The organism is Microcoleus sp. B4-C2, from assembly GCF_036705265.1.
In the GTDB taxonomy this organism is placed as follows: Bacteria; Cyanobacteriota; Cyanobacteriia; order Cyanobacteriales; family Microcoleaceae; genus Microcoleus.
In genome coordinates this window covers 1-26,739 of sequence record NZ_JAUBUB010000031.1, presented here as the reverse complement: position 1 = coordinate 26,739, position 26,739 = coordinate 1, and the positions used below count along the sequence as shown (strand labels likewise).

Annotated in this window: 17 protein-coding genes and 4 pseudogenes; 18 read left to right on the top strand and 3 right to left on the bottom strand. The window is 46.3% G+C overall.

From position 1 onward, the window contains the following. Positions 1 to 393 precede the first annotated feature (393 nt). The 4 genes from QUB20_RS11920 to QUB20_RS11905 all read left to right on the top strand — a co-directional run bounded on the left by QUB20_RS11920 (position 394) and on the right by QUB20_RS11905 (position 3,924). Entirely contained in the window at positions 394 to 792 is a 399-nt protein-coding gene (locus QUB20_RS11920) for an anti-sigma regulatory factor (RefSeq protein ID WP_333210020.1), read from the top strand. A 210-nt stretch (positions 793 to 1,002) separates the two neighbouring features. Further along, a complete protein-coding gene (locus tag QUB20_RS11915) occupies positions 1,003 to 2,022 on the top strand; it encodes an ATP-binding SpoIIE family protein phosphatase (RefSeq protein WP_333250428.1) in 1,020 nt (339 codons plus the stop codon). Then, positions 2,019 to 3,578, top strand: a complete 1,560-nt coding sequence (locus tag QUB20_RS11910) for an ATP-binding protein (RefSeq protein ID WP_333250431.1) — start codon at positions 2,019 to 2,021, stop codon at positions 3,576 to 3,578. Before QUB20_RS11915 ends, QUB20_RS11910 begins: the two co-directional genes overlap by 4 nt. Positions 3,579 to 3,789: 211 nt before the next feature. Next, complete coding sequence (locus QUB20_RS11905; RefSeq protein ID WP_333291373.1) at positions 3,790 to 3,924, top strand: hypothetical protein; 135 nt, start codon at positions 3,790 to 3,792, stop codon at positions 3,922 to 3,924. Between the two features lie 353 nt (positions 3,925 to 4,277). Here QUB20_RS11905 and ctpA read toward each other — a convergent pair whose 3' ends face one another. The 3 genes and pseudogenes from ctpA to tnpA form a co-directional block, all read right to left on the bottom strand. Beyond that, positions 4,278 to 5,516 carry a carboxyl-terminal processing protease CtpA gene (gene ctpA, locus QUB20_RS11900; RefSeq protein WP_333249233.1) on the bottom strand — a complete coding sequence of 413 codons (1,239 nt, stop codon included), beginning with the start codon at positions 5,514 to 5,516 and terminating at the stop codon, positions 4,278 to 4,280. 105 nt (positions 5,517 to 5,621) lie between these two features. After that, positions 5,622 to 5,756 (bottom strand): annotated as a pseudogene (locus QUB20_RS11895) (transposase); the annotation flags it as partial. A 116-nt stretch (positions 5,757 to 5,872) separates the two neighbouring features. Next, a pseudogene (tnpA, locus tag QUB20_RS28685) lies at positions 5,873 to 6,079 on the bottom strand (IS200/IS605 family transposase); the annotation flags it as partial. Between the two features lie 150 nt (positions 6,080 to 6,229). On the opposite strand from tnpA, the gene QUB20_RS11890 reads away from it, so the two are divergent. From QUB20_RS11890 to QUB20_RS28675, 14 genes and pseudogenes are all read left to right on the top strand, one after another. After that, positions 6,230 to 7,645: a transposase gene (locus QUB20_RS11890; RefSeq protein WP_333249229.1), complete on the top strand. Its 1,416-nt coding sequence runs from the start codon at positions 6,230 to 6,232 to the stop codon at positions 7,643 to 7,645. A gap of 12 nt (positions 7,646 to 7,657) precedes the next feature. After that, entirely contained in the window at positions 7,658 to 7,870 is a 213-nt protein-coding gene (locus tag QUB20_RS11885; RefSeq protein WP_333051786.1) for a hypothetical protein, read from the top strand. Then, positions 7,842 to 8,738, top strand: coding sequence for an AraC family transcriptional regulator (locus tag QUB20_RS11880; protein ID WP_333249226.1), 897 nt, complete (start codon positions 7,842 to 7,844; stop codon positions 8,736 to 8,738). The genes QUB20_RS11885 and QUB20_RS11880 overlap by 29 nt, the downstream gene beginning before the upstream one ends. 339 nt (positions 8,739 to 9,077) lie before the next feature. Continuing rightward, on the top strand, positions 9,078 to 16,379 hold the full coding sequence (locus tag QUB20_RS11875; RefSeq protein ID WP_333249222.1) for a DUF4347 domain-containing protein: 7,302 nt from the start codon (positions 9,078 to 9,080) through the stop codon (positions 16,377 to 16,379). A gap of 349 nt (positions 16,380 to 16,728) precedes the next feature. After that, positions 16,729 to 17,790: a calcium-binding protein gene (locus QUB20_RS11870; protein WP_333249219.1), complete on the top strand. Its 1,062-nt coding sequence runs from the start codon at positions 16,729 to 16,731 to the stop codon at positions 17,788 to 17,790. A 1,078-nt stretch (positions 17,791 to 18,868) separates the two neighbouring features. Further along, entirely contained in the window at positions 18,869 to 19,537 is a 669-nt protein-coding gene (gene petB, locus QUB20_RS11865) for a cytochrome b6 (RefSeq protein ID WP_172190423.1), read from the top strand. A 555-nt stretch (positions 19,538 to 20,092) separates the two neighbouring features. Continuing rightward, on the top strand, positions 20,093 to 20,575 hold the full coding sequence (petD, locus tag QUB20_RS11860) for a cytochrome b6-f complex subunit IV (protein ID WP_333205287.1): 483 nt from the start codon (positions 20,093 to 20,095) through the stop codon (positions 20,573 to 20,575). A gap of 674 nt (positions 20,576 to 21,249) precedes the next feature. Continuing rightward, the gene (locus QUB20_RS11855; protein WP_333249217.1) at positions 21,250 to 22,611 is read left to right on the top strand and encodes a cytochrome 450; all 1,362 of its coding nucleotides are present in this window, start codon (positions 21,250 to 21,252) and stop codon (positions 22,609 to 22,611) included. A gap of 273 nt (positions 22,612 to 22,884) precedes the next feature. Further along, a complete protein-coding gene (locus QUB20_RS11850; protein WP_333249214.1) occupies positions 22,885 to 23,430 on the top strand; it encodes a hypothetical protein in 546 nt (181 codons plus the stop codon). Positions 23,431 to 23,545: 115 nt separating this feature from the next. Continuing rightward, positions 23,546 to 24,607 carry an S-methyl-5-thioribose-1-phosphate isomerase gene (gene mtnA, locus QUB20_RS11845; RefSeq protein WP_333244016.1) on the top strand — a complete coding sequence of 354 codons (1,062 nt, stop codon included), beginning with the start codon at positions 23,546 to 23,548 and terminating at the stop codon, positions 24,605 to 24,607. A 37-nt stretch (positions 24,608 to 24,644) separates the two neighbouring features. Further along, on the top strand, positions 24,645 to 25,133 hold the full coding sequence (locus tag QUB20_RS11840) for a type IV pilin-like G/H family protein (RefSeq protein ID WP_333244014.1): 489 nt from the start codon (positions 24,645 to 24,647) through the stop codon (positions 25,131 to 25,133). Positions 25,134 to 25,136: 3 nt separating this feature from the next. Next, the gene (locus QUB20_RS11835; RefSeq protein WP_333249211.1) at positions 25,137 to 25,991 is read left to right on the top strand and encodes a rhodanese-like domain-containing protein; all 855 of its coding nucleotides are present in this window, start codon (positions 25,137 to 25,139) and stop codon (positions 25,989 to 25,991) included. Between the two features lie 297 nt (positions 25,992 to 26,288). Then, positions 26,289 to 26,459: pseudogene (locus QUB20_RS28680) on the top strand (transposase family protein); the annotation flags it as partial. Positions 26,460 to 26,538: 79 nt separating this feature from the next. Further along, positions 26,539 to 26,667: pseudogene (locus QUB20_RS28675) on the top strand (ISAs1 family transposase); the annotation flags it as partial. Between the last annotated feature and the right edge of the window lie 72 nt (positions 26,668 to 26,739).

Sequence of the window (26,739 nt, the reverse complement as noted above, 5' to 3'; positions counted from 1 at the left end):
TGTCCCATAACTGAGGCACAGGCAGTCAAGAAACCTTGTTTGTTTGTAGATACCTTGTTGACAAACTGAAGATTTCTTAGGAGAGGGCTTACGCACTCAAGGGAGTTAAATCAAGGGTTTGAGATTCCTGCACTATGTTCTCTTTTGAGAGAAAATCGTAGTAAGTGCGTAAGGAATGAGAATTAAATAAGTTGCATTTTTTGTAGGTTGGGTTGAGGAACGAACCCTACGCTTCGCTCCGCCCAACGCCACGCTTGATTGTTGGGTTTCGTTCCTCAACCCAACCTACGAAGTTATTTAATCCACGATCCTAAGTCCTATTAGCTGAAACTAAGTTGATGAGTGTAAGTCCTATATTTTGGGGAGAAGTTCTATTTTGGTACAGTAGCCGCCATGTCAAAACGTGAGACACTAGAAATCCGATCGTCATCCGATATAGTCCACGTCCGACAGCAAGTGCGAACTTGGGCTGTAGCAATGGGGTTCGGTTTACTAGACCAAACGAAAATCGTTACCGCAGCCAGCGAACTCGCCCGCAATACTGTAGAGTACGGCAAAGGGGGAACTGTAACTCTCGAAACGCTGCAATTAGGAACCCGCAAAGGGCTGAGGCTGATTTTTGAAGACAAGGGCCCGGGAATTCCAGACATCGAATTGGCAATGACTGACGGTTATACTTCTAATCAGGGTTTGGGTTTGGGGCTCAGTGGTTCCAAGCGGTTGATGCACGAATTTGAGATTGTTTCTAAAGTGGGTAAGGGGACTAAAATTGCGATCGTCCGCTGGCGGTGAGGAAGTAATACGATTTGAGAGTTGAGATTTTAGATTAAAGAATTGGGAATGAGTAAGGACGATCGGGGTTTGGAGCTTGCGTATAGTTGTATTATTTTTTAAATTGGTATAAAGAGTAACCAGCAAAGCCAAGAAGTGATTCTTGGAATCCCACACCATACCCGGAGAGGGTTGGCGTATGGAGGATTTCATTATGAGAACTGATAAAAAATGATAGATGCCTTAGCCTTGACCGTAACAGAAGAAAGTCAAGTCGGAGAAGCGCGGCGAATCGCAGTCGCCCTGGCGGCCGAAGTCGAATTTAACGATACCGATCGCGGTAAAGTGGCAATTGTTACCACCGAAGCAGCAAAAAACCTGGTCAAGCACGCCCGCGAAGGAGAAATTTTGCTGCGAACATTAAAAACAACGGCAGGATATAGCATTGAAATATTAGCGCTTGATCGGGGGCAGGGCATGGCAAATGTCGCGCTGTGTCTGCGGGACGGTTTTTCTACAGCGGGAAGCCCTGGAACTGGACTGGGGGCAATTCAACGCCTCTCTACTTTTTTTGATATTCATTCTGTACCAAAACTGGGGACAGCCTTATTAGCGCGACTGGAACCGACCCAAAATAGCCGGGAAGCATCTCAAAATAGCAATTACTTGGAATTTGGGGTCGTCCACTTGCCAAAAGTAGGAGAGCAAATTTGCGGCGATTCGTGGGCTGCGGAAAATCACTGTGAGAAAAACCTGATTTTAGTTGCAGACGGGCTCGGCTACGGGGATTTGGCCCAGGAAGCGTCTCAGGAAGCTGTGCGGGTATTTGAGGAAAACGCCCAACTCGGGCCGAAAGCAATTTTAGAGAAGGCGCACGCTGCTTTAAAAAATACCAGAGGAGCGGCTGCGGCGATCGCCCAAATCGATCGTACTCAACAAACAATTTGTTTTGCCGGAATTGGCAACATCAGCGGTGTAGTTGTCACAGATAACCAAAGCCGCAGCATGGTTTCCTACAACGGCACAGTTGGACATATGATGCGAAAAGTAGCAGAATTTGTCTATCCTTGGTCGCAGCAGTCCCTACTCATCATGCACTCCGACGGTTTGGCGGCGCAGTGGAATTTAAACCGCTACCCGGGCTTAGCCTCCAGACATCCTGCTTTAATCGCAGCCGTGCTCTACCGGGACTTCAAACGCACTCGCGATGACATGACAGTTATAGTAGCCAAGATGAGAGAAGCAGCGTGAGTTACCCAATCCTGACGACGGAAGTCCGTTTTGAACAAGACATCGTACAAGTACGCCAAAGAGCTCGCCAAATTGCTAAAGGGCTGGGATTCGATTCCCAAGTACAAACCCGCATCGCCACAGCAGTTTCCGAAATTGCCCGCAATGCTTTCAAATATGCAGGCGGTGGCAAAGTAGAATTCATTGTGGAAGGGGAATCGCCCCAAATTTTTCGGACTCGGATTTCTGACACGGGGCCGGGAATTGCTGATTTACCGGCTGTGTTAAGCCCCAATTTTCGATCGCAAACTGGCGCGGGACTCGGTTTAGCAGCGGCGAAACGGTTGATGGACGAAGTGAAAATCGACTCTCGGCCCGATCGCGGAACGGCTGTACAATTAATTAAACAGTTTTCCAAAAATATGCCGGCGCTGAGTGCGATCGAACTAAATCAATTAGTTGACAAACTAGCGCGCCAAATTCCCGAAGATCCCTATGCCGAAATTCAGCAGCAAAATCAAGAATTACTACGCACTTTAGACGAACTCCGCCAGCGTCAAGAAGAACTCGTACAATTAAATCAACAACTAGAAGATACCAATCGCGGAGTCCTGGCACTTTACGCTGAATTGAACGATAAAGCCGAATCTCTCCGGCGCGCCAGCGAACTCAAAACCAGCTTTCTCTCCAATATGAGCCACGAGTTTCGCACTCCCCTAACGGCAATTATGAGCCTTTCCGAAATATTGTTAAATCGCCTCGACGGAGAACTTTCCGCCGAACAGGACAAGCAAGTAAATTACATTTATCAATCCGCAGAATCTCTCGCAGAACTTGTCAACGACTCGTTAGATTTAGCCAAAGTGGAAGCCGGAAAACTAACTGTTCGCGTGGCTGATTTTGAAGTCGAAGATTTGTTCAGCGCCCTGCGAGGAATGATGCGCCCACTGCTTCCCCAAAACTCTGCCGTTTCTATAATTTTTGAAGATCCTCTCGAACTTCCAATCCTCACCACCGACGAGGGAAAAGTTTCTCAGATTTTGCGAAATCTGATTTCTAATGCCCTCAAATTTACCGAAGCAGGTGAAGTTCGAGTTGCGGCGGAAATGGGAGAGGAGGGGACAGTTACTTTTTCAGTAGCAGATACGGGCATCGGCATTCCCCCAGCCGATCAAAGGCAGATTTTTGAAGAATTTGTCCAACTCGAAAACCCCTTGCAGAAGCGCGTCAAAGGCACCGGATTGGGATTGTCTCTGTGCAAAAAACTGGCGGAATTTCTAGGGGGAAGCATTGAAATCACAAGTTCACCCGGAGTGGGTTCGACTTTTTTTGTCACACTGCCGATTCTGTATCCTGGAGAGGAAGAAAACCCTTTGGAAATGTCCGCTGCTAAGGGAGATGAAATATCGCTAGCAAGCGCAAATTCTCGTAGCTTGCGGGGTTCCGGGCGATCGCCAGCGGCGGATTCAGCAGCCAAAGTTTTGATTGAGGAGGATGAAGATAGTTTTTCGGTATTTGCTGAAAAACTTGCTGGGAGAAATTCATTGTACTGCGATATAGGTCGCCGACGGCGCTGAAGGTTGGGTTCGGCTGCTCTTTGAGCAACCGCAAGCAATTTTTATCGACATTATGATACTCACTGAAAGCATCCAGGATACAAGCCCCCGGATTCATCCGTGGAAAAATAAAAAACCTGTATCCGATGAAACTTGCCGAACGTATTTATCTCGCGCAAGTCAATGCTTCAATTCTAAAATCTAAAATCTAAAATCTAAAATCTAAAATCGATTGACTGAATTTGACGTTTTGGAAGGGTTGAAATGCGATCGAACTACTTGTCAAATACCTGCTATCGTGATGAATTCCAAACATTTTGGGTTACATCACTTTTTTGCTGTGCGGGATGCTAGGATTTCACGATAAAAAATATTATTCCGATGCGAAGGGAAACGATATCAGGAATTGTAGCTTTTGAGCACTGAAGTCCGATGCTGCAAACCTAATTATATTTTTTCACCGAATTTTATATGGTTCGTAAGGATCGCGAATTAAATAACTTACAATTTTAATTGTTATTGTGGGATGGGCGTCCCGCCCGTCCAAAACGGACGGGCGGGACGCCCATCCCACTTTCAAGAGTGGAAGTTATTTAATTCTCATTCCTAAGTAAAAAATTTTTTAGATCATTCTTGTCTGTCGTGGCGAAGCAAACGCAGAGACAGACTTAGACCTGTGTATTGACCCCCAGCAGCAAGCTCAAAACTGCAAACTCCGGCTTATACTGACTTTGCCAGCACGGTTTTTTCTTTCAGTAGTTGCAGTGCAGCTTGATATTGCAAGTCTGCTGCGGTGCCAATCTGATCGCGCGCGATGGGTTCCAAAGGTACTACGCGATCGGGCGAAATCCCCAGCTTGTTAATATCTTTATGGTTAGGCGTCTCGTACTTAGCAACAGTCACAGCCAACCCGGAACCGTCAGACAAATCAAACAGCGACTGAATCAGCCCTTTGCCAAAAGTCTTTTCTCCTACCAGTTGAGCTCTGCCGTTATCTTGCAGCGCACCCGCCAAAATTTCGCTAGCACTGGCAGTTCCCTTGTTCACCAAAACAATCAGCGGATCGTTAGTTAGGGCTTCTCCAGACGCTTCAAAACTGCCGAGAATGCCTTGTCTGTTCACCGTGTAGACGATCGTCCCGGAATCGAGCCACAGGCGGGCAATTTCAATCCCTGCTTGCAACAGTCCGCCCGGGTTGTTCCGCAGATCGAGAATGTAGGCGGCGGCTCCTTGTTTTTCCAAGCGGTCGATCGCGTGAGCGACTTCCTCAGTGGCGTTAGCGCTGAATTGACTCAAGCGAATGTAGCCCACCGGCAAATTCTCTGACCCCGACTGCAACTCGGCGTAAACCGGATTCAGAGCAATGCGATCGCGCACTAGCTCAATGTCCTCAGCAGCGTCCCTTCCCTCGCGCCCCAAGGTCAAGGTAACGGGAGTGCCGATGCGGCCGCGCATTCGAGTTGCAGCCTCGTCTAGGCTCAATTCTGAGGTGGGAGTGCCATCAATTTTCAGAATGCGATCGAGGGGTTGGATACCAGCTTTATCCGCCGGTGAGCCGGCCAAAGGAGCCACCACTGTCAGGGTATTTGTCTGGGGGTCGATCGCAATTTGCAGCCCCACACCGGTCAATTCTCCCGAAGTGTTGACCTGCAAGCTGCGGTACTGTTCGGGTTTCAGCAGTCGAGTGAACGGGTCATCGAGATTCGCCAGCATCCCCTGAATCGCCGTGTAAGTCTGCTGTCTGTCGTTAAGCGGTTGCTTGACAGCTTTTTGGCGAATCGACCACCAGTTTTGAGAGTTAAAGCTGTCGTCCACATAAGAGCGATTGACAATTCGCCAAGCTTCGCTCAATAGCTGCTGTTCTGGAGTCAGCGCCGCCGCAGGCTGCGCCCACCCACCTAGAACTAGGACGACTTGGAGGAAAAGTACAATAGCAATCTGGGAAACTCGTCTGTGCATGATTTTTCTGTAAAATACCAGTAAGTATTACATTTTATAAAACATACCCTGAAAACCCTGTGACTTTAGTCCAGGGATGAAAGGGTTTTGCAGGATTTATCCTGCCTAATCTCTTTGTGCCTCAATGTAGGGTTTAACGGTTTCCGTGCCAATATTCCCAGCAGTCGAAACAAAATAGGTAGGTGTCCACAAAGTAGGCAATTTAAGGAGTTCAGGAAACTCCTTTCTCAAATGATGTGACAATCAAGCATCCAGGATACCCGCCACGTGATTCATCCGTCCAGAAATAAAAAACCTGTATCAGATGAAACTTGCCGAACGTATTTATCCGTGGGGTCGCCTCTAAAATCTAAAATCTAAAATCTAAAATCGATTGACGCTCTTCCCTTAATCTTCCTGATAATTGTAGCCCGGTCATCTATTGGCTTAGCATTGATAAACAGATGAACGTGATCCGGCCTAATCTTCATCGTGATGATGCACCATCGGTTTTCATTGCAGACATCGCAAATAATCTGTTGCAGTCGCTCAGCAATTGAACCAGTCAACACTTTTTTCGTTTTTTGGGAATGAAAACCAAGTGATAGTTTAGTAGAGAGACGGCGTTGCTCTCATGTCTGTACTCATCAGGAGAAAATTTAGCCATATTCATTGACTTTTGTTTACGCCTACTGTAGATTAAACGCAAGACAAAGACAAGAGGTGAACTGCAATTGTTGACCAACTTTGCTTACAAGCTGCGTCCCAATCAAAGCCAAGCCTCAAAAATGTCAGCTTGGGTAGATATGCTTAGAAGCCACTACAACTGGTGTCTGAATGACAGAATTGTCCAATATAATCAACAATTCATCCAAGGTAGTTACTGCAACATTACAACTCGTGGCGAAGCTTCACCGCTAACTTGTTTTGTCAGCAAGAACGGTGCAACTGGGAATCCTTGGAAAGATTCTAGATTTGATAAGGATGGCCACACTAAAAATCCCCGTCGAAGTGCGACGGACATTCAGATTACAGCGCTACCACAACTGAAAAATGCTAGACCTTGGTACAGTGGAGTAGACTCAACAGTTCTACAGCAGAATGTTAAACGCCTAGACACTGCTTACAAGAATTTCTTTGAAGGTAGGGGCTTTCCTAAATTCAAAAACCGAAGTAATTTTACATCTTTTACCTGCGTAATGGGTGTAAAAATACAAGGAAATAAAATCTATCTTCCTAAATTAGGTTGGATGCGATTTTATAACTCGCGTCCAATTCCCAAGGGGTTTAGCATTAAGGCTTGCACCGTTAGAAAGCGTCAAGATGGTTGGCATATTTCTCTCAGGATAGAAGATAAATCCGTTCCTGAATACAGGGCTAGACCTCTCGAACAAGTGACCAAGATAATAGGATGCGATTTAGGAATTACTAAATTGGTTCATTTGTCTGACGGGTATCAGATTGAAAACCCTAAATTTTCCACCGCTAAAAAAACTAAGCGGACTCTGAAAATCAGACAGAGACGGGTTAGCCGCAAAGCTAAGGGAAGTAAAAACCGCCACAAGGCAATTAAAAAAGTAGGGCGTTTTCATCAAATAATTAGTAACAAACGTCAAGCACACCAATGGAAAGTTGCGAATAAAATTGTGTCTCGCAATATTGACGCAATCGCTTTAGAAGATTTGAATATTACTGGAATGATGCGTCGATGTAAAGTAAAAACTGATGAAAAAACAGGGAGGTTTCTTAAAAATGGACAATCAAGAAAGAAAGGATTGAACCGTGCTATCTCTGATGCGGGTTGGGGTAATTTGATTCTGAAGATCGAGTATTTAGCTGCAAAGCAAGGCAAGGTCGTAATTAAAGTTAGCCCCAAATACTCCAGCACTGAATGCAGAAGTTGTGGACACATTGACAAATCCAATAGAGAGGGTGAAAAATTCATCTGTGTTGAATGTGGGTATCACGAACACGCTGATATTGGTGCAGCAAAAACCATCAGAGATCGAGCCTTGGAAATAGTACGTGGGGACTCCGCGAAACTTGGTGTTTGTCACCTAAACGCCCAAAAAATATCATCACGCTCAAAGAGCAAACGTGGTGAGTTTGGGAACCTTGGCAACAAGGATATTAGGGCCGAAATGCCTTAAGAATCACCGTGGATGCAAGCGCGGGGAGTGTCAAGTATTTTAGGTTTGTACGCTGGGAACGCTGTTGCAGATTTAACTCAGATTTGTTTCCCGACGGTCAGTCCCGAAGGCACTCGGATGTTTAGAAGAATCCTCGCCGTAGAACGGCGAGGAGTTGTCAACTACAAAATAGCAACTCGTCCAGTCGGTGCCAGCTATGTCCCCACAGAAACCATTAATTCTTGATTTTGCCAAGACAGACGCGATGAAAGTGATTCTCCCGCGCCCCGCAATCCTGTCGAGTCACGGCGCAAAGTGGCAAGGAATTCATGTCGAATATCACTGTCAGCCACCAAACGAATGTCCCGAACACTGTCTCGAACAGCACACGGTTGGCTTGATGCTCAATTCAGCAACACTAAAAGGAACAGTGAACGGGAAAAACTGCGGTAGCGAATCGTGGCAAAGTGGGCAGATGTTCATCGCGGCTGCTGGTACTTATTTCGAGGCAGTTGCAGCCGGAGACTATGAATTTATTGCGATCGCTCTTGAACCTATCGACTTCGACAATACAGTTGGCGAATCGATCAATTTAAATCCCATTGAAATTATACCGCAATGGCAAACCCGCGATCCGTTGATTAGCGGAATTGCCTGGGCTCTCAAAACCGAACTGGAATCAGGCGGATTAAACGGTACTCTTTATGTCGATGCACTGAAAAACGCACTTTCAATGCACATACTGCACCGCTATGGCGCGAAAAAACCTAACCGGCGAGATGTGGGAGGCGGTCTTGACCCCGGCCAATTGCAGCTAGTTATTCACTACATTAATGAATTCATAAACCGAGATTTGCACTTAAGTGAACTTGCTAATTTAGTGAACATTAGTTCTTATCATTTCAGCCGTATGTTTAAACAATCGACTGGATTCACCCCCCATCAGTACGTGACGCAGTGCCGAATTGAAAAAGCAAAACAGTTGTTAAAAAAACCGGATTTATCAATAAAATATATTTCCCACCAAGTCGGATTTCACGACCAAAGTCATTTTAGCAAGACATTCTGCAAAATTGTCGGTGTGACTCCTAAGAAATATCGCGATCGGCTTTAACAAAACTCAAGCCTCAGTCACATTAAAAGCAGTTTGTAGTTGCCAAGTATTTTTGCTTAGGGCTTGCGGGGATTCAGAAACCGGGTTGTTTTCCCGATCAGGAAACCTGTGTATTTTGGTAACAAACCCGGTTTCTTTGGTATTGAGGCGTAAGTCCTGTTGTATAAAAATCCTAGCCCGTCGGCGCTGTTACAATTCTTCATCAAATAGGGATAAATTCCGCAAGAAAATTATATTTTTCGCAAGTTTTCCGCAAGAATTTACAATACAGCAGAGGTGGTGCTTTTGTAGACTTGCTGGCATCAGATAAACCAGAAGTATCAGCTAGGTAAATTAATCATGTCTACTTTCAGTACCGGTACCAACTTTCCGGCCGGCACAAGTCCCCAATCCTTCACTGCCGAAAACTGTAATAACGATAACATTCCAGACTTAAACATCCCAGACTTAGGGATCGCCCCAGCGGCTGTTTCCCTAAAGTCAATGACTCAGCTTTCCTCAAAAGCGATCGCATTTATCGATGCTGCCGTCCCCGACTGTCAAATATTAATCGACGGCATTATCCCTGAAACCGAAGTAATTAAATTAGAAACTAACCGCAACGGCATCGAACAAATTGCCGAAGCTTTGCAGGGAAGAAAATTTTCAGTAATTCACATTATTGCCCACGGAAAGCCCGGTTGTTTGCAACTGGGGAACGTGGAATTGAGTTGGCAAAATTTGAGATATAGCGCCGACAATTTTATCAAAACAGTTAAGAAATGGGCGGGCGGGCTGACACAGAATGCCGAAATTTTGCTCTACGGGTGCAATGTTGCCAAAGGAAATATAGGTAAAGAATTTGTAAAAAACCTGAGTAAAATAACAGGAGCAAATGTTGCTGCTTCTAATAATTTAACAGGTTGTGCGGCAAAAGGTGGCGATTGGAAATTAACAGTGACAGCGGGGACAATTAAAGCTGGCATTGTATTTGTGCCAGAAGCGATCGCAGCTTACGGCCACGTTCTCAATACGTTTAGTTCTCCTAATAATTTTAATGCGGGAACCAGTCCATCCTTTGTTGCGACTGGCAATTTCAATAACGATGGCATCTTAGATTTAGCTGTTGCTAACCCCACCACGAATAGGGTTTCTATTTTACTGGGAAACGGTCAAGGAGGATTTAACGCTGGAACTGATTTGACTTCGGTATTGCGGCCTACCGCGATCGCAGTTGGCAATTTTAACGGCGATAACTTTTCCGACTTAGCGATAACTTCCGCCCAAGGTGTCGAATTTAGCAGCATTTATATCTTTTTAGGATCGGGTAACGGCAACTTTAACAACCCGGAATTTTTGACTGCCATCGAAAATCCTAGCGCGATCGCTGTCGGCAATTTTAATGCTGATGATTTACTCGATATTGCCATTACTCAATCCAGCGGCAATGCTTTTGTACCTGAAGGCAATGTTGGCATTTATTTGGGAACGGGACAAGGCGGTTTTTCCACTCCTGTTACTGTGAATGTTGGGCAAAGTCCCAGCGCGATCGCTGCGGGAGATTTTAACGGCGACAATTTTCTCGATCTTGCCGTCGCCAACCAAAATTCTAATAATATTACCATATTATCGGCAAATGGTCAAGGTAGTTTTGGCAATCCGACTAATATTAATGTCGGTCAAAGTCCGAGTGCGATCGCAGTTGGAGATTTGAACGGCGACAATTTTCTCGATCTCGCCGTAGCCAACAGCGGTTCTAACAGCATCTCAATTTTATTTGGAACAGGAAATGGCAGTTTTGCAATTCCGACCAATATTAATGTTGGTTTAAACCCAAGTGCGATTAAGATTGGCGATTTTAATGGCGACAACAGACGAGATTTAGCGGTTAGCAACAGCGGTTCTAATAACGTTTCAATTTTGGCGGGAAATGGAACTGGCGGTTTTAGCAGTGCGACCAACTTTAGCGTTGGAACAAATCCGAGTTCTCTGGCGATCGCAAATTTCAATGCCGACGACAGACTCGATCTCGCAGTTGCTAACAGAGGTTCTAATAATGTTTCAATTCTCTTAAATTCACAGAACACAATCAATTTTGGTGCAGCTACTTTCAGCAGGAATGAAGGGGATGCAGATACAGTCGTTAATATCCCCGTTACTGTCAGCGGCGGCACTCCTTTTGCTGATGTCATTGTACCAATTGTCATCGACCCCAGCAGCAGCGCTACCCAAAATTCAGACTACACCATTTCCCCTACCTCAATTACATTCCCCGCAGGCGGAACAAGTACAGAACAAAATATTGCAGTCACTATTAAACCTGACAATATCGCTGAGAATGCAGAAACAGTCATTCTCAACTTTGGTACGATCGCAGGTGGCATTGCAGGTACGACAAATCAAGCGACCCTAACTATTCCCAGTAACGGCACTATTTCTTATGCTGTTGCCGCCGCTGTAGCTGCGGTAGCTGAAGGCAATACGGGAACTGTATCCGTTACTTTTACCGTTACTCGCAGTGGCGGTATAGGTGCAGCCAGTAGCGTCAATTATGCGATCGCCGGAACTGCTACAAACGGCAGCGATTACAACAATATCGGCGGCACTTCCGGGGCAACTAACGTTAATGGTACGGTTAATTTTGCTGCGGGCGAGACATCGAAAACGATTACTTTGGACGTTTTGGGCGACAGTGCGATCGAACCGGATGAAACTATTACTGTCACCTTATCAAATCCGATCGCACCAGGCCCGACTCCAACAATTACAACTGCTACTGCTACAACTACTATTACTAATGACGACACTGCTGGAATTTTAGTTAATCCCAATAGCGGATTAACGACAACAGAAGCAGGAGGAACAGCAACATTTACTGTCCAACTCAACTCTCAACCAACTGCTAACGTGACTGTTGGCTTAAGCAGTTCCAATGTTACCGAGGGAATAGTTTCTACACCCTCGCTGACATTCACTCCCGCCAATTGGAGTGCGCCGCAAACTGTAACTATTACTGGCGTTGACGACAATATTGCTGACGGCAATCAAACTTACAATATTTTCACTGCTTTGGCTGTTAGTACAGACAGCAGTTACAGCAATTTCAATCCTGTAGATGTCAGCGTTACGAATAGCGACAACGAAACTCCCGGCATTACCGTTAATCCCACAGCCGGATTAACTACAACAGAAGCGGGAGGTACGGCTAATTTCAGTGTTGTCCTCAACACTCAACCTACGGCACCTGTTACTATCGCTTTAAGTAGTTCCAATCCTGCAGAAGGAACAGTTTCTACTAATAGCTTAAGTTTCACTCCTAATAACTGGAATCAGGCGCAGACGGTAACGGTGACAGGTGTGGGCGACAATATCGCTGACGGCGATATTGCTTACACTATTGTCACTGAGGCTGCTAGTACAGACAGCAATTACAACAATTTCAATCTCTCCGATGTCAGCGTTACTAACATCGACAGCGATACAGTCGGTGTTACCGTTAATCCCGCCAGTACCACAGCAGCAGAAGGCGGTGCAACGGGAAGTTATACACTTCAGCTAAATTCGCAGCCAACAGCGCCCGTAACAGTCAGCTTTGACGGGGGGAATCAAATAAGTGCGATCGCCCCTATTAGCTTCGACGCTACTAATTGGAATATTGCCCAAACTATAACTGTGATTGCGACGGATGACACAGTTGTAGAAGGTACTCACACTGGCACAATCAATCACGCCGTAACAAGTACCGACGTTAAATATAGCGGAATTGCGATCGGGCCTGTCACTGTCGCCATTACCGATAATGACACGCCAACACCAACGCCCACACCAACATCGCCAACACCAACACCAACACCGTCAACTACGCCCACACCAACATCGCCAACACCAACGCCCACACCAACACCAACACCTTCAATTACACCGACACCAACACCGTCAATTACACCGACGCCAACACCAACACCGACGCCAACCTCGCCAACACCAACACCGACGCCAACCTCGCCAACACCAACACCGACGCCAACACCAACGCCAACAATTACACCGACGCCAACACCAACGCCAACAATTACACCGACGCCAACACCGACGCCAACACCACCAATTACACCAACACCAACACCGACGCCAACACCACCAATTACACCAACACCAACATCGCCAATTACACCGACACCAACACCAACGCCTACAGTTTTTCCGCCGACACCAACACCAACGCTTACAGTTTTGCCGCCGACACCAACACCAGTGCAAATCATCATGCCGCCGGCGATACCTGCTGATAATTTAGTCAGAAAAATCACTGTAGGTTCCAGTACCGGAAGCTATAAGGATGCTATCAGTAGCAGCAAGATTGATGATTACTACAAATTCAGTTTAGGTGCTAGGAATGACTTCAACTTGTCGCTGGGCGGACTGAATGCAGATGCTAAAGTTGAGTTGCTCGACAGTGGCGGAAATACGATCGCCACTTCCAACAATTTGGGCACCGCATCCGAGTCAATTAACCGCACTTTAGAACACGGTACTTATTACGTCCGAGTCTCCTTAGCCAACGGTGGAGAAACTCCTTACAATCTCGATCTCTCTGCTAAACCCCGTCTTCCAGGCATCACCACTACAGGTTCAGATGCCCCAGTCTACAAAGCTGGAGAGTTGATCTCAGTTATAGACGGAACATTCGCCCCCGCCACTGACATATCTGGCCCGCTGATTAACATCGATGATTTCCGCGCAGCACCGCGTTTTGCCGGAATAGACGGCAATGGTTTTGCAACAGTAATTTTGGATACTGGTATCGATTTAGACGACCCATTCTTTGGTCCTGATGGTGACTCTAACGGGGTTGCCGATCGCATTACCTACGATTACGATTTCGCCGACAGCGATGCAGATGCTAGCGACCTTGATGGACACGGTTCAAACGTCTCTAGTATTGCCACTTCCCAAGATACAGTCCACACAGGAATGGCACCGCGCGCCAACATCATTCACCTCAAAGTTTTTGAGGATAGTGGCAGGGGAAATTTCGGGTATTTAGAGCAAGCTTTGCAGTGGGTGGTAGCAAACGCATCAACATACAATATTGCCAGTGTAAATATGTCGCTTGGTGACAACCAAAATTACAACACCTCCCAAACGAGGGGCATTAGCGATGAACTAGCAGCGCTAGCAGCACGGAATGTAATTGTTGTTTCCGCATCAGGTAACGCTTTCGGGCCATTGGGTTTCAACAGCGTTCAGGGTGTTGCCTACCCTGCAGCCGATGCTAACTCACTCTCAATTGGTGCGGTGTACGATGCGAACCTGGGTTATCAGACACACGGCGGTGGCGCGATCGCCTATACCACCGATGCCGATCGCATTACACCATATTCTCAGCGCCACTCCACTTTAACAACCGTTTTTGCTCCCGGTACTTTGATTACCGGTGCTGGCCCAGGCGCCCCTTTGACTAGCTATTCCGGTACGAGTCAAGCTGCACCTCATGTTGCTGGAATAGCAGTGTTAGCGCAACAGTTAGCCCAGCGAGATTTGGGCCGCCGGCTGACACCAACTGAGTTTGTGAATTTCTTGCTGTCAAGCGGCGTCACGATTAATGACGGCGACGACGAAGACGATAACGTGATCAATACCGGCTTAAACTTCAAGCGCGTTGATATGCTGGCTTTGGCTCAAGGTATTGTCGGCAACAACCCGCCAGTTGTCAATCGTTCTCTGTTTTCTCAAAGTGCAGCGCTAGGTTTTTCTCAAAGCGGTAATGCTTTTAATTTAGCGGCCAATACCTATACTGACCCCGATCCGGGCGACAGCATTAATTATTCGATCGCCCTGGCAAATTCTAGCGCTTTAAGTTCATCTGCATTTACCTGGAGAACCGATCGCAATGGCGGTTCCTACCGCCAACCAATTGCCGGTTCAACTTTCCCGGAAATTCCTTTACCTTCCTGGCTAACTTTTAATTCGGCAACTCGCACGATTAATTTAGGCCCGACTCGCCCAAGAACGTTCAATTATTGGCTGAAATTAACGGGAACTGATGAATCTGGCGCGAGTGTTAGCGAGGTAATTCGGTTCAAGAGTGGTGGCCTCGGCGGTTTTGTGATTGACGGTTACATCGCTGGTGCTACGGTCTTTTTCGATGCCAACAAAAACGGTGTCCTCGATGCTAGCGAACCTTCTGCCACTACTGGCGATAACGGCGAATTCGATCTCGATCTCGACTCCACCATTTTCGACAAAAATCAAAATGGCGAACTCGATCCAGAGGAAGGCAATATTGTTGCTTTCGGCGGCATTGATACAGCAACTGGTTTGCCTTTGGAAACCCCTGTCACGGCCCCGCCTTACGCTACTGTTGTCACCTTGTTAACCAGTTTAGTAGCGGATTTAATTGACAAAGGAATTGACAGCGATCGCGCCGAATCTCTCGTCAAATCTTCTCTTTCTATTCCCGCTAATGTTGACATAACGGGTTTAGATCCGATCGCAGCTACCGAAAACGCGATCGCGGGTGGGGTAGAAACTTTGACTGCAATGGTCAAGGTACAAAACGTCATTACCCAAACTGCTGCTTTAATAGACGGTGGGTCGATTCTGGACAATACCGACAGCGTAAAAGCAGTTGTAAGTGCGATCGTTCAACAAATTCAATCGGGGACAACTTTCAATCTCAGCGATCCCAACCAGTTAGCAACAATTGTCGATCGCGCCGCCACCGCAGCCCAACAATTTGACTCGGATTTAAACACTCAGCAATTGTTGCAAATTGCCCCGGATGCAGCTAAGGTAATGGCTGCAGCAAATCAGCGCGTTGACCAAGTTGTATCCAGCACAGCAACAGCTTCAGTTAACCGAGAAGTTGCCCGCGTGCAAAAAGTAGCCCTAGGTGAAACCTCTAAAGACTTAAAAGCAGTCGGTACAGGTACGAAATCGATCGCCCAAGTTGTTGCCGAAAATACTGGTACTGCCTTAGATACCAAAATTCAACAAACGACATTGCCCGATACACCTGCCGTTGCGGTGATTCAAGGAGAAATAGATGCGATCGCAGCTAACTCCAATCTCATCGGCACTGACGGCGACGACAGCCTCTCCGGCGACAGTGGCAGCGATACAATGGCCGGCAAACGCGGCAATGATACTCTCAGCGGTTTGGGTGGCAATGACTGGATACACGGCAATCAAGGCAATGATTCCCTCGACGGTGGCGACGGCGATGACACTGTTTACGGTGGCAAAGAAAACGATTATTTGTTCGGCAGTAATGGGGAAGATATCCTATTTGGAAATCGCGGTCAAGATACCTTGAGTGGAGGTGAAGGCAATGACAGTCTTTACGGCGGTCAAGCTAACGATATTCTGCTGGGCGGTAACGGATCCGACTTTCTCAGCGGTGAAAACGGCGATGACAGTTTGATAGGAGGAAATGGGAGCGATCGCTTCTTAATTTCAGCCAATTCTGGCAGCGATATAATTTTCGATTTTGAACCAGGCATCGACTTCCTCGCACTTGCCGACAATTTAACCTTTTCGCAACTTTCTATTGTCCCTAGCAACAGTGCAACTTTAATCAGCTTGACAGAAACTGGCGAAATTTTAGCTGCTCTCACTGGCGTGACACCTAACCAAATTAGCATCGCCGATTTCACTTAAAACATTAGGTACACAGGCAAATACTGTGTCCCTAAAATTCCTTTTCTAGTAAGCTTTTCTCCAGTTAAATTGTGTGTCAAAAACCACTCAAATTATTGTGGGATGGGCTTCTAGCCCGTCCCGAATATGCAATTTAAACGCGCAACAGCTTAAGACTTCAGTTTTTTCTTACAGATTTGGGTCAATCAAGATTTGCATTCCTTACTACAAAAGGTCAATCAGAACTAAAGTCTTTACAAAATCCAAAATTCAAAATTTGAAATTGCGGGGAGGGTAAAAATCTAAAATCTAAAATCTAAAATCTAAAATTGATTGACTGTTGTGAAATAGTTTTCAGGAGGACAAAATTATGGTAGTTATATGCGGTGACAATTTCGATAATTTGCTATCCGGTGGAATTGGCGATGATTCGCTGTGCGGGCTGGGAGGCAATGATACTCTATTTGGTTTGAATGGTAATGACACTTTAGATGGCGGAGAAGGAAATGATTGTCTCGCAGGTGGAGTCGGTAGCGATCGCCTTTTGGGCTACTCTGGTAACGACAGTCTCAGCGGTGGCGAAGGCAATGACAAAATTGAAGGAGGTGCCGGGAATGATCTTCTTGAGGGTGGCGAAGGCGCGGATTTAATCAGAGGAGAAGACGATAATGATAGTATCTTGGGAGGGTCTGGCAATGACTGTCTTATCGGCGGTCAAGGCAATGATACGGTGCTCGGAGGAGATGGAGACGATCTCTTGTTTGGTAGCTTCAACAACGACTTGTTAATGGGTGGCAAAGATAACGATCTCCTGTTGGGAGACAGTGGGAACGACACTTTAAGAGGTGACTTAGATAATGACTACCTTAACGGCAATTCAGGAGACGATTTGCTTGAGGGAAATGAAGGCAGCGACACCCTGATTGGCGGGCCGGGCAATGACACATTAGTGGGTTACGGCTTTTCCTCAACAGTAGCACAAATTGATTATTTGATCGGGCAAGATGGAGCCGACTTATTTGTTCTCGGTTCGTCAAATGCCAGCCCTTACCTATTCTATAGCGGTGACAATGCCCATGCCGTTATTGAGGATTTTAACCGGGGCGAAGGCGACAAAATTCAAGTCGTTGGGTTCGTACAAGATCGTAATATTCCTCGCTTCTTCTTTTATCGATTTGAATCTTATGATGACGGTATGACACGGGGAACTCGGATATTTGTCGGATCGGATTTAATCGCCGACGTTAAAAATGTTACTGATGTGAATCTCTCAGATTGCGCGAGCGTTTCGACTGGGTTTACACCGCCATCGCGAGACTTTCCATCCTTGCCATCTCTGCCGGGAATTCGCTTTCCGATACCGCCGCGTCCCACTCCTTTCTCGCCCATACTGCCAGTTTTTGTGGAACGTTTGCTTCCTTTTCAATTGTGATAAAACTTACGGATGGGGGCAATCACCGATTTTTTTACGGAAGTAGGCAGGTTGCAGCCAGCAGATTTTGTTAGTAAAGACTGAAGTCCTGACTACAAAACAAGATTCGGTTGGACGATCGAACCTGTTCGGGTTACTCGATCGACCATGAGGGCGTTTGGGGCCAAAAGGTAAAGTTTTACGATCGAGATGAAATTTGGGATCTCCCGGCAAACCTGTTTCCGGCTCGGACTGCTTTCTGTAGCTCAGCCTTCCCCGCATAGTAGCTTGGGCGGATGTTGAGATTCCGAAAAAAGCCTTTTAAGTGTCCAAAAAGCGATCGCCCGCGTGAAAATTGCACGGCAATTATGTTACATTTTTTATCACAGTCTGGAATTCGATCGGGCAACGCCAGCGAGTAGGGACAAGCCACCGCTTAGTTTCCCAGGGCTTGCAGGCGATCGCACAAGAGAGTTCCTTTCGTTAGCTCCAAATTTAACTAATTTGGCGTAAATCCCACGCTGTAATTGTACTCAATTGGGCGTCGGGATATAAGCCAAGCAAGGTCTATGAAAAAGAGCGACAATTTACTGTTTCTCTAGCAAAGAAACGTGTAAGATATAAGTGGTTGCGACCCACCCACTCGACTGCAAACAACAGGCTACAGTAGCAGTAATATGCTTGGCCTTGGACAACTGCGAGAGAAAGGGGGAAAGAACAGACCGCTGGTTGACAAGGTACGCCCTGTTGTGAAATATAATCCATGTTTGTTGTACGAAATAGTTTTTTGCCTTGGGAAACAGGGTTTCTGCGTGGGTTCCCTAGGAAGGGATAAAGGGTGTAAAAGCCCAGAGATGCTGTGTCAGACTCGGATCGTCTTCAGTGACGAATACCCAGTAATGGGATACCCAACAGAGCAACGGCAAACGAGACACGAAGCCCGAACTATAACGGTATTCCGTTTAGTTTGGGTATTTCACAAAATAGCCTCAGGCATTTGCTAGTAAAAGCAAGCTGCTCGGCGCGGGGCGACAAAAAACCTTGTGGCTGCTGCCCTGAACCTCAACCACAGCAATATTCTTTTAGGAATTCTGGCTCCATGTTTTCTAAACAAATCACCGACTCAAAAACCTACCAGTGGTTTGAGGAACGCCTGGAAATTCAGGCGCTCGCCGATGACATCACTACAAAGTATGTACCCCCCCACGTCAATATTTTCTACTGCTTGGGCGGAATTACTTTAGTTTGCTTTCTGATCCAGTTTGCTACTGGCTTCGCCATGACTTTCTATTACCGTCCCACGGTAGCAGAAGCTTTTTCTTCAGTGCAATACCTGATGAATGAAGTCAACTTCGGCTGGCTGATCCGCTCCATCCACCGCTGGTCTGCCAGCATGATGGTACTGATGATGATTTTGCACACCTTCCGGGTTTACCTGACCGGCGGCTTCAAAAAGCCCCGCGAGTTAACCTGGGTGACAGGAGTAATCTTGGCAGTCATCACTGTTTCTTTCGGCGTGACCGGCTATTCGCTGCCTTGGGATCAAATCGGTTACTGGGCGGTTAAAATCGTTTCGGGCGTCCCCGAAGCCATCCCGTTTGTCGGCTCTTTGATGGTTGAACTGCTGCGTGGCGGTGTCAGCGTCGGTCAAGGCACTTTGACTCGCTACTATAGCTTGCACACGTTTGTGTTGCCTTGGCTGATTGTAGTCTTCATGCTGGCTCACTTCTTGATGATTCGCAAGCAAGGTATCTCTGGCCCGTTGTAAATTTTGAGTTGTGGGGGCGGTATTCTTTTGCCCCCCCCACTGAATTGTGAGTTGAAAATTCCGAATTCATCACTCATCAAAAAATTGGGCACGAAACCCCGTCCTTCTAGGACGGCTTTGTATTAGCATCTAGATGGTCACTGACCCACTGTCCGTCGATGGATTCAGACAGCTCGGGCGGGCGAAGTCCAGTTTGACTGGCGGCGCAGACAAATCGGTAGACCGGGAAAAGAGGATAGGGCAATGGCAAACATCCCTAGAATCAAAACAATACATAAGAATTCCTTTTGGGGTTTTCGACACATAAGAACCGCAGGGCTTGCGGGGATAGTCTGTGGAGCGAACGTAAGACCAATACTCCTTGAGGGTGGAGGCAGTTGCAAAGAAGCAGAAACCTAAATTGTGAGGTTTAGGAATCACCGCACCTGATAGTCGGTGAGGATGTCAAGATATTTATTTACGGCCAATACTTCCTGCGATCGCCCCGCTGATTGAGACTAACGAATACAGCGGAATGGCAGGCCCGGGTAAAACTAAAAGGAGAACACTCTCACTATGTCTATTATCAAAAAACCAGATTTGAGCGATCCCGCGCTCCGCGCTAAGCTCGCTAAGGGCATGGGTCACAACTATTACGGCGAACCAGCTTGGCCTAATGACTTGCTCTACGTTTTCCCTATAGTCATCATGGGAACGATTTCTCTGTGCGTGGGTTTGGCTGTACTAGACCCGGCTTTGGTTGGCGAACCTGCTAATCCTTTTGCTACTCCGCTGGAAATTCTGCCGGAATGGTATTTGTGGCCTGTGTTCCAACTCCTGCGCGTTTTGCCTAACAAATTGTTGGGTATTGCTTGCATGGCTGGTGTTCCCGTTGGCTTGATTTTGATTCCGTTCATCGAGAGCGTTAACAAGTTTCAAAATCCGTTCCGCCGCCCTGTTGCTACTACTGTTTTCCTCTTGGGAACTGCGTTCACTCTGTGGTTGGGTATTGGTGCTATTTTCCCGATCGACAAATCTTTCACACTGGGTCTTTTCTAAGATTTAAGTTTGCTTGATTTTGACGCCTGCGGGTTTCCTGTAAAGTGCTTTTGTACTGCTGGGAAACTTTAGCGGGCGTCAATTGATTTTAGATTTTAGATTTTAGATTTTAGATTTGGGATTTTAGATTAAAGAATTGAAGAATTGGGGATTGGGAATTTCAATTGATTGAATAATTGAAGAATTGCAGGATTGGGGATTTGGGATTCGGGGTTTTTAGCTCTATTATTTAATAATACTCAGTAATTAATTATCGGATTTTATTCAATTAAATTCAGAAGCATACAGAAGCGTAAAATATTATATCTAAATATATAAGCACAAACAAAACCATAGTATTTTGTAGAGGCGAGTTCCTGTAAATATCTACGGTTAGGTGCGACTCTCAGAGATTGGGGCTAATACTTGAGAAGCTTGAGAGGCAGAAAGTAGATATACTTACCAGAAATTGTTAAAAATTCCACTCAATCTCCGGGACAAGGCTAGATTTGGGCGCAGACATATTCAGTACAACTATATCTATATTGCCACTGCGTTCGCAAATAAACATGGCTAGAGCTATACGTACTGATTTTGGTAATTTTGGGGGGTATTGAATCCCGCTCAATTGCCGCTCAATACCCTCTTGCTGCTAACTGCAAAGCGCGTTATGGCGAGTGATTCTCGGAGGAATTATGATGAACCTAAATTTAGATACTATTTTCTCATCGCTGATGAACCCGGCACTGAATGAGTTTCAGGCTTGGGCTTTGCAAAACCCGGAAGAAAGTCTCAGCAAAACGATGTTACCGCCGATCGCCCTGATTGAGGGTTTGATTGCCAACGAACCCACCTATTTGCCACTAAAACGGCTGGCTTTCGGAGCCAACTTTTGCTGCGCGGGGCAAGTCGTGATGGGAGAGTTTGCAACGCTGGAAAAAGCACTCACATCGCCCCAGGCGCGCGGATGGCGGCTGGGTACTTCTGTACTTGATGCCGATCGCGCGCCCAACCAAGATGTCGGCGGCAGAAACCTTTTCCTGCTGTCTTTGTCCGATCGCGAAACAGACGGTAGCAGCAACCACGCGGCATTCAGAAGCTGTATGCAGAAATATCTCTTCAACAGTGCGACAACGGATCGCCAAGGAGACGAAATCGCCCGACGGTTACTCGATCGGCTAGCTGCAGATTATACCGAGATGCCGCACGGTACGGGGGGAGCGTTTTTTACCGATGTCAAGCGCGGTTGGATGGGATTTTTAGTCCGATACCTGCACTACGTCATCTTTGGGATTAATCCAGATGATTCAGAGTCGATCGAACTTCTCACCGAATTGCATTACACCCGCCAAAGCCCGCTGCACTACTTCGCCGTCATCGGTAGCCTATTGGAAAGCCTGAACCTGTTTGGACATGGAGATTTATCGGATCTAATCGAGCGTGCAGCGACTATCTATGAAAATTCGCCAGCCTTAGCCAACTTCGAGGAGAGCTCGGAAAACAACGGCATGACTAAGCGGGAATTGGCAAAGCTGATGACATCAATTATGGGCATAGCGGGACTGCAAGGCCCCCTGCACCTAGGCTACACAGCAATGGGATACCGCCCTCTCCCCGCCTATAAAGGACAGCAGACGGCCGAAATTAACCCGACTGATTTTTGGGATCAGCTCGATTTGGACGATCGCCAGTCGATCGAGCTTTTCCTCCTCGAATGCGCCCGCCTCTGGGCTCCCGTCAGCGCCACCCACCGAGTCGCGACAGAGCCCTTCACCGCAACGGTAGCGGGCAAAGAGCGCACCTTCCCCGCCGGAACCAAGGTACTGATACCGCTCAGTTTGGGGCTGCTAGACGAGGGTTTCTGGGGCTCTACGGTATACGAATTCAACGCTAAGCGGGAGAATCTGTGCCCTTTTCATATGGGTTTTCATTCCGTGGGCGATCGGAGTGCGGGACGGATTTGCCCAGCTAAAGACATAGCACTCAAGATGCTGGTGGATGTCGTGAGTACGGTAGGCAAAGTGCGACGAGCTTCTGAGCCGAATTTGCGGCGGTAATTAATCCAAAAGCTCGCATCAGATAGCGGTTGAGACTGAGATATTGCACCATTGTCAAGAACAGGCTGTCCGGCCTGTTCCACAAAGAATTAATTGCTTGTGGGGAGTAGGGGTTGGGCAGGAGAACCCGCACATAAAAGCCTTATTGGCAATGATGCAAGATGTGAGTTGAAACCGCACGCCACACAAACGAAGTCCGATCGATCGACTAAGAAATCAAGGGGGTATCTAATAGGAAACCAAAACACAACTATTTTGAGGATAAATAATACCATGTTAATCGAACAAAAGCAACTAAAAGACATTGCGAATTGGATGAAAGTAGAACATCCAGCCGAGTTACCTGAAGTCCTGCAAGGTATCTTTTTTATGGACGGAAATGTTTTACCAGACGATTGTCTGACGATGTACAGTTCAGACTGGAATGCTGACAAAGGGACGTTATTGCTGCGCGTTTTTGATCCTGTTATCTGGACATTTCATTCATCAATGGCGGGACGGATGTTACTTTATTTAGTTAAATTTTCTCGCTTCAGCTACTTGTTCCGATTCTCGGATGCAAGTTTGCAGCACGGACACATTACGCCGATAGTGTTTGGATGGTGTGTACCGCCGTGGCTGGTAGATTTTTTGATCGATCGAGATCCAAACACTCCGAATGGAGATATCTGGCATCGCACAAACTCGTTTTTCGGCAGACCTGCTGAGAGCGGATATATACTTCGCAGGGTTGTAGACAAAGATGGCAATTACACCTCAGCGTTTCCAGATATGCTGTCTAAAGTGGAGAGTGATTGTTTAATCATTACCCAAGAGTGAAAATATTTAGGGAAACTACAAAACCCGCTTAATTAGGCGGGTTTTGTCGATCGAAGTGGCGGAAATAGTCGCCTTCATGGCATCATGAAACTTGTCCCTCACATCATTGAAATAGATGACCCCTCAAAACTCCCCTGTTTCCCCTGTCACCTGGATGGAAGACCGAGTTCTGCTAATTGACCAAAACCGATTGCCGAAAGAATACGGTGTAGTCGAAATTAGCCGCTGCGAAGATATGGCTGAGGCGATTAAAACTATGATAGTCCGAGGAGCTCCGGCGATCGGGGTAGCCGCAGCCTACGGGATGTATTTGGGGGCGCGAGAAATCGAAACGGGCGATCGTACCGAGTTTTTTACTAAACTAGAACAAGTTGGCGAGTTATTGCGATCGACTCGTCCCACTGCGGTTAATTTGTTTTGGGCAATATCGCGAATGCTCAAAACTGCCGAGAGAACTAGCGGTTCCGTCGAACAAGTGCAAAAAACTTTGTTAGAAATGGCTAAAACCATTCAAGCAGAAGATTTGCAAACTTGTAAAGATATCGGCGACAAAGGTTTAGAAGTTCTGCCCGCTACACCAGAAAAATTGAACTTACTAACTCACTGCAATGCCGGTGCATTAGCAACAGCAGGCTACGGTACTGCTTTAGGTGTATTTCGTTCTGCTTGGCGAGAAGGAAGACTTGGAAGAGTTTTTGCAGACGAAACTCGGCCCCGTCTCCAAGGTGCAAAACTGACCACTTGGGAATGCGTGCAAGAAGGAATTCCTGTTACATTAATAGCCGACAATATGGCCGCTCACTGCATGAAACTCGGCATGATTCACGCAGTAGTTGTCGGTGCAGATAGAATCGCTGCTAACGGCGACGCCGCCAATAAAATTGGTACTTACAGTTTAGCAATTGTTGCCAAAGCTCACAACGTCCCGTTTTTTGTTGCCGCGCCTCTATCTACCATAGATTTTGAACTTTCCGACGGCAGCCAAATCCCCATTGAAGAACGCGATCCAGTTGAAATGTATCAAGTTGGAACTACGCGAATTTGTCCTGTGGGAGTTGAATTTTACAATCCCGCTTTTGACGTAACTCCGGCGGAGTTAATATCGGGAATAATCACAGAACACGGTACGGTTGCTCCTGGGGCGTTGAAACAGTTTCAGGCAAAACAATTAGTTTAATTATATGTTTCTCAACTGCTCATTCCACCGGGTATCTGTGAAATTAAGCAGGATTTATAGCAGCCGCAACTGGCAGCTCAAAGTTGCGATCGCAGCTCTAACTCTGCCAGTTGTTTTCAGTCCCGTCTCCGAAGCTCAAGTGTCACAAACGCTTAAAGCTAAGGAATTACAAGCGAAAAACTTTGTGGGTTCGATGAATAAAGCCCAGCAAGTTTACTATGCAGAAAAAGCAGGATTTACAAGTTCTGTTTCCAATCTATTGGTTTATCTCGGTCTCCAAGTTAAACCTAACTCAGCCAATTACAGCTACTCGATCGGTATGGTGAAAAAAGGTGCTGTATTTAACTACGGAGTATCGAAGCAAGCTAATCTCAAAAGTTTTGTGGGGGGAGTGTTTTTGGTGGCAAACAAAACCCAAACAATCTTGTGTATAAATGCTGCTCCTGGCAAGACTAAACCAGCTAATCCAACTAATACTAAAGGGGTTTTAGCCTGCGGTGCTAATACAGCAAAAGTTACTCAATAAATTATGTCTAATTTACTGGGTAATTTAGCAAATAACTGGATAGTAAATGCAGCTTTAGCTAAGCAACTGCTGGAAAAAAAAGCTACTTTACTAGATGCTCGCGCACCCATTTTAAAGTGGTTTTGCCGTCTCCCACCAGCTATTCCCGTAACTTGGCAGGAATTTTCGCGATCGGACTTTCCCCACAAGGGAAAAATTATCGAAAATAACACAGTTTTAACTCAAAAACTGCAAGCAATTGGTATTTGTCAAGACAAACCTGTCATAGTCGTTGCCGATTCCATGAAAGGGTGGGGCGAAGACGGGCGAATTGTTTGGATGTTGCGGAGTTTGGGACACGAAAAAGCAGTTTTTGTCGATGGAGGATATCGAGCTTTAATCAAAGCTGGAATTAATCGAGTAAAAGCAGCAAACAATCCACCAAAAACAGGAGATTTTGTAATATCTCGCCTCTCGAATTGGGAAATTCAGCGGGATGAATTGAAAGCTATTTTAGGAGATGATAATTTAGTCATTATTGACGCCAGAGAGCCGCGAGAATATGCAGGTAAAACGCCTTACGGAGAAAAGCGGGGCGGCCACATTCCCGGTGCGGTTCACCTCTATTACAAACAGTTAATGGATCAACAGGGAAAACTGCTGGATCGTGGGGAAATTGTCGCTATTTTGCAGCAAAAAGGAGTTTCGCAATCAACTCAAATTGTGAGTTATTGCTCCGGGGGAATTCGCTCCGCATGGTTGACTTGTGTCTTGACAAATGTGGGGTTTAATGCTAAGAATTATGCAGGTTCAATGTGGGAATGGTCGGCTTCGCCTGCAGATAGCTATCCCCTGAAAAAAATTAAAACTAGCAATTAGAAATTAGTCGTAGGGTATGTCAGTCGTATGGCCCTAGGGTGCGTCAGAAGAGAGTCTCTCAATTATCGATAAAAGCAGGGTAAGCTCATCTAATTTGGTATAAATTGTACTTGACAAAAAGCCGCCAATAGGCTCTATATCTGTGCACCGAACTCAAACCTATAATCAAGTTTGAATCTTAACAAAGTCAATCAAGTTGAAACGGAGTCAAAGACAATGACAAAGGGTTTTGCACCTATATTGAAACTCGCTGTAAAATCTCAAGCCAAAAGAGCAGAAAAACGACATTTAACACCTCTGGGCGACATCCAAGCCAATTTATTGAATTATGTAGCAGAAATCCCGGACCCCAGAGTTCAAAAAACCCAAAAACACTCATTAAAAGATATTTTAGTAATCTCTATTTTAGCAGTCATTGGCGGTGCCGAAGGTTGGGAAGACATGGAAAATTATGGCATCGCTAAACAGTAATGGTTAGAGGAATTTCTCGAATTACCCAATGGTAAGCTGTGGAGTATTTAAACCACTAACGAGGCCAGTAGGGTGCGTCAACCGTAATCAAGGCGTAAAAGCTTTGCATTTGGTCACGGCTTGGGCAAGTGAACAGCGTTTAGTTTTAGGGCAAGTTAAAGTTGAGGATCATTCCAACGAGATTACGGCAATTCCGGCACTCTTAGGAATGAGAATTAAATAACTTCCACAAGTTTGTGGGATGGGCGTCCCGCCCGTCCAAAAAGGACGGGCGGGA

Coding starts and splice junctions, on each gene's coding strand:
- QUB20_RS11920 (WP_333210020.1), top strand. CDS start 394: ATGTCAAAACGTGAGACACTAGAAATCCGATCGTCATCCGATATAGTC.
- QUB20_RS11915 (WP_333250428.1), top strand. CDS start 1,003: ATGATAGATGCCTTAGCCTTGACCGTAACAGAAGAAAGTCAAGTCGGA.
- ctpA (WP_333249233.1), bottom strand. CDS start 5,516: ATGCACAGACGAGTTTCCCAGATTGCTATTGTACTTTTCCTCCAAGTC.
- QUB20_RS11885 (WP_333051786.1), top strand. CDS start 7,658: ATGCAAGCGCGGGGAGTGTCAAGTATTTTAGGTTTGTACGCTGGGAAC.
- QUB20_RS11880 (WP_333249226.1), top strand. CDS start 7,842: ATGTCCCCACAGAAACCATTAATTCTTGATTTTGCCAAGACAGACGCG.
- QUB20_RS11875 (WP_333249222.1), top strand. CDS start 9,078: ATGTCTACTTTCAGTACCGGTACCAACTTTCCGGCCGGCACAAGTCCC.
- QUB20_RS11870 (WP_333249219.1), top strand. CDS start 16,729: ATGGTAGTTATATGCGGTGACAATTTCGATAATTTGCTATCCGGTGGA.
- petB (WP_172190423.1), top strand. CDS start 18,869: ATGTTTTCTAAACAAATCACCGACTCAAAAACCTACCAGTGGTTTGAG.
- petD (WP_333205287.1), top strand. CDS start 20,093: ATGTCTATTATCAAAAAACCAGATTTGAGCGATCCCGCGCTCCGCGCT.
- QUB20_RS11855 (WP_333249217.1), top strand. CDS start 21,250: ATGATGAACCTAAATTTAGATACTATTTTCTCATCGCTGATGAACCCG.
- QUB20_RS11850 (WP_333249214.1), top strand. CDS start 22,885: ATGTTAATCGAACAAAAGCAACTAAAAGACATTGCGAATTGGATGAAA.
- mtnA (WP_333244016.1), top strand. CDS start 23,546: ATGACCCCTCAAAACTCCCCTGTTTCCCCTGTCACCTGGATGGAAGAC.
- QUB20_RS11835 (WP_333249211.1), top strand. CDS start 25,137: ATGTCTAATTTACTGGGTAATTTAGCAAATAACTGGATAGTAAATGCA.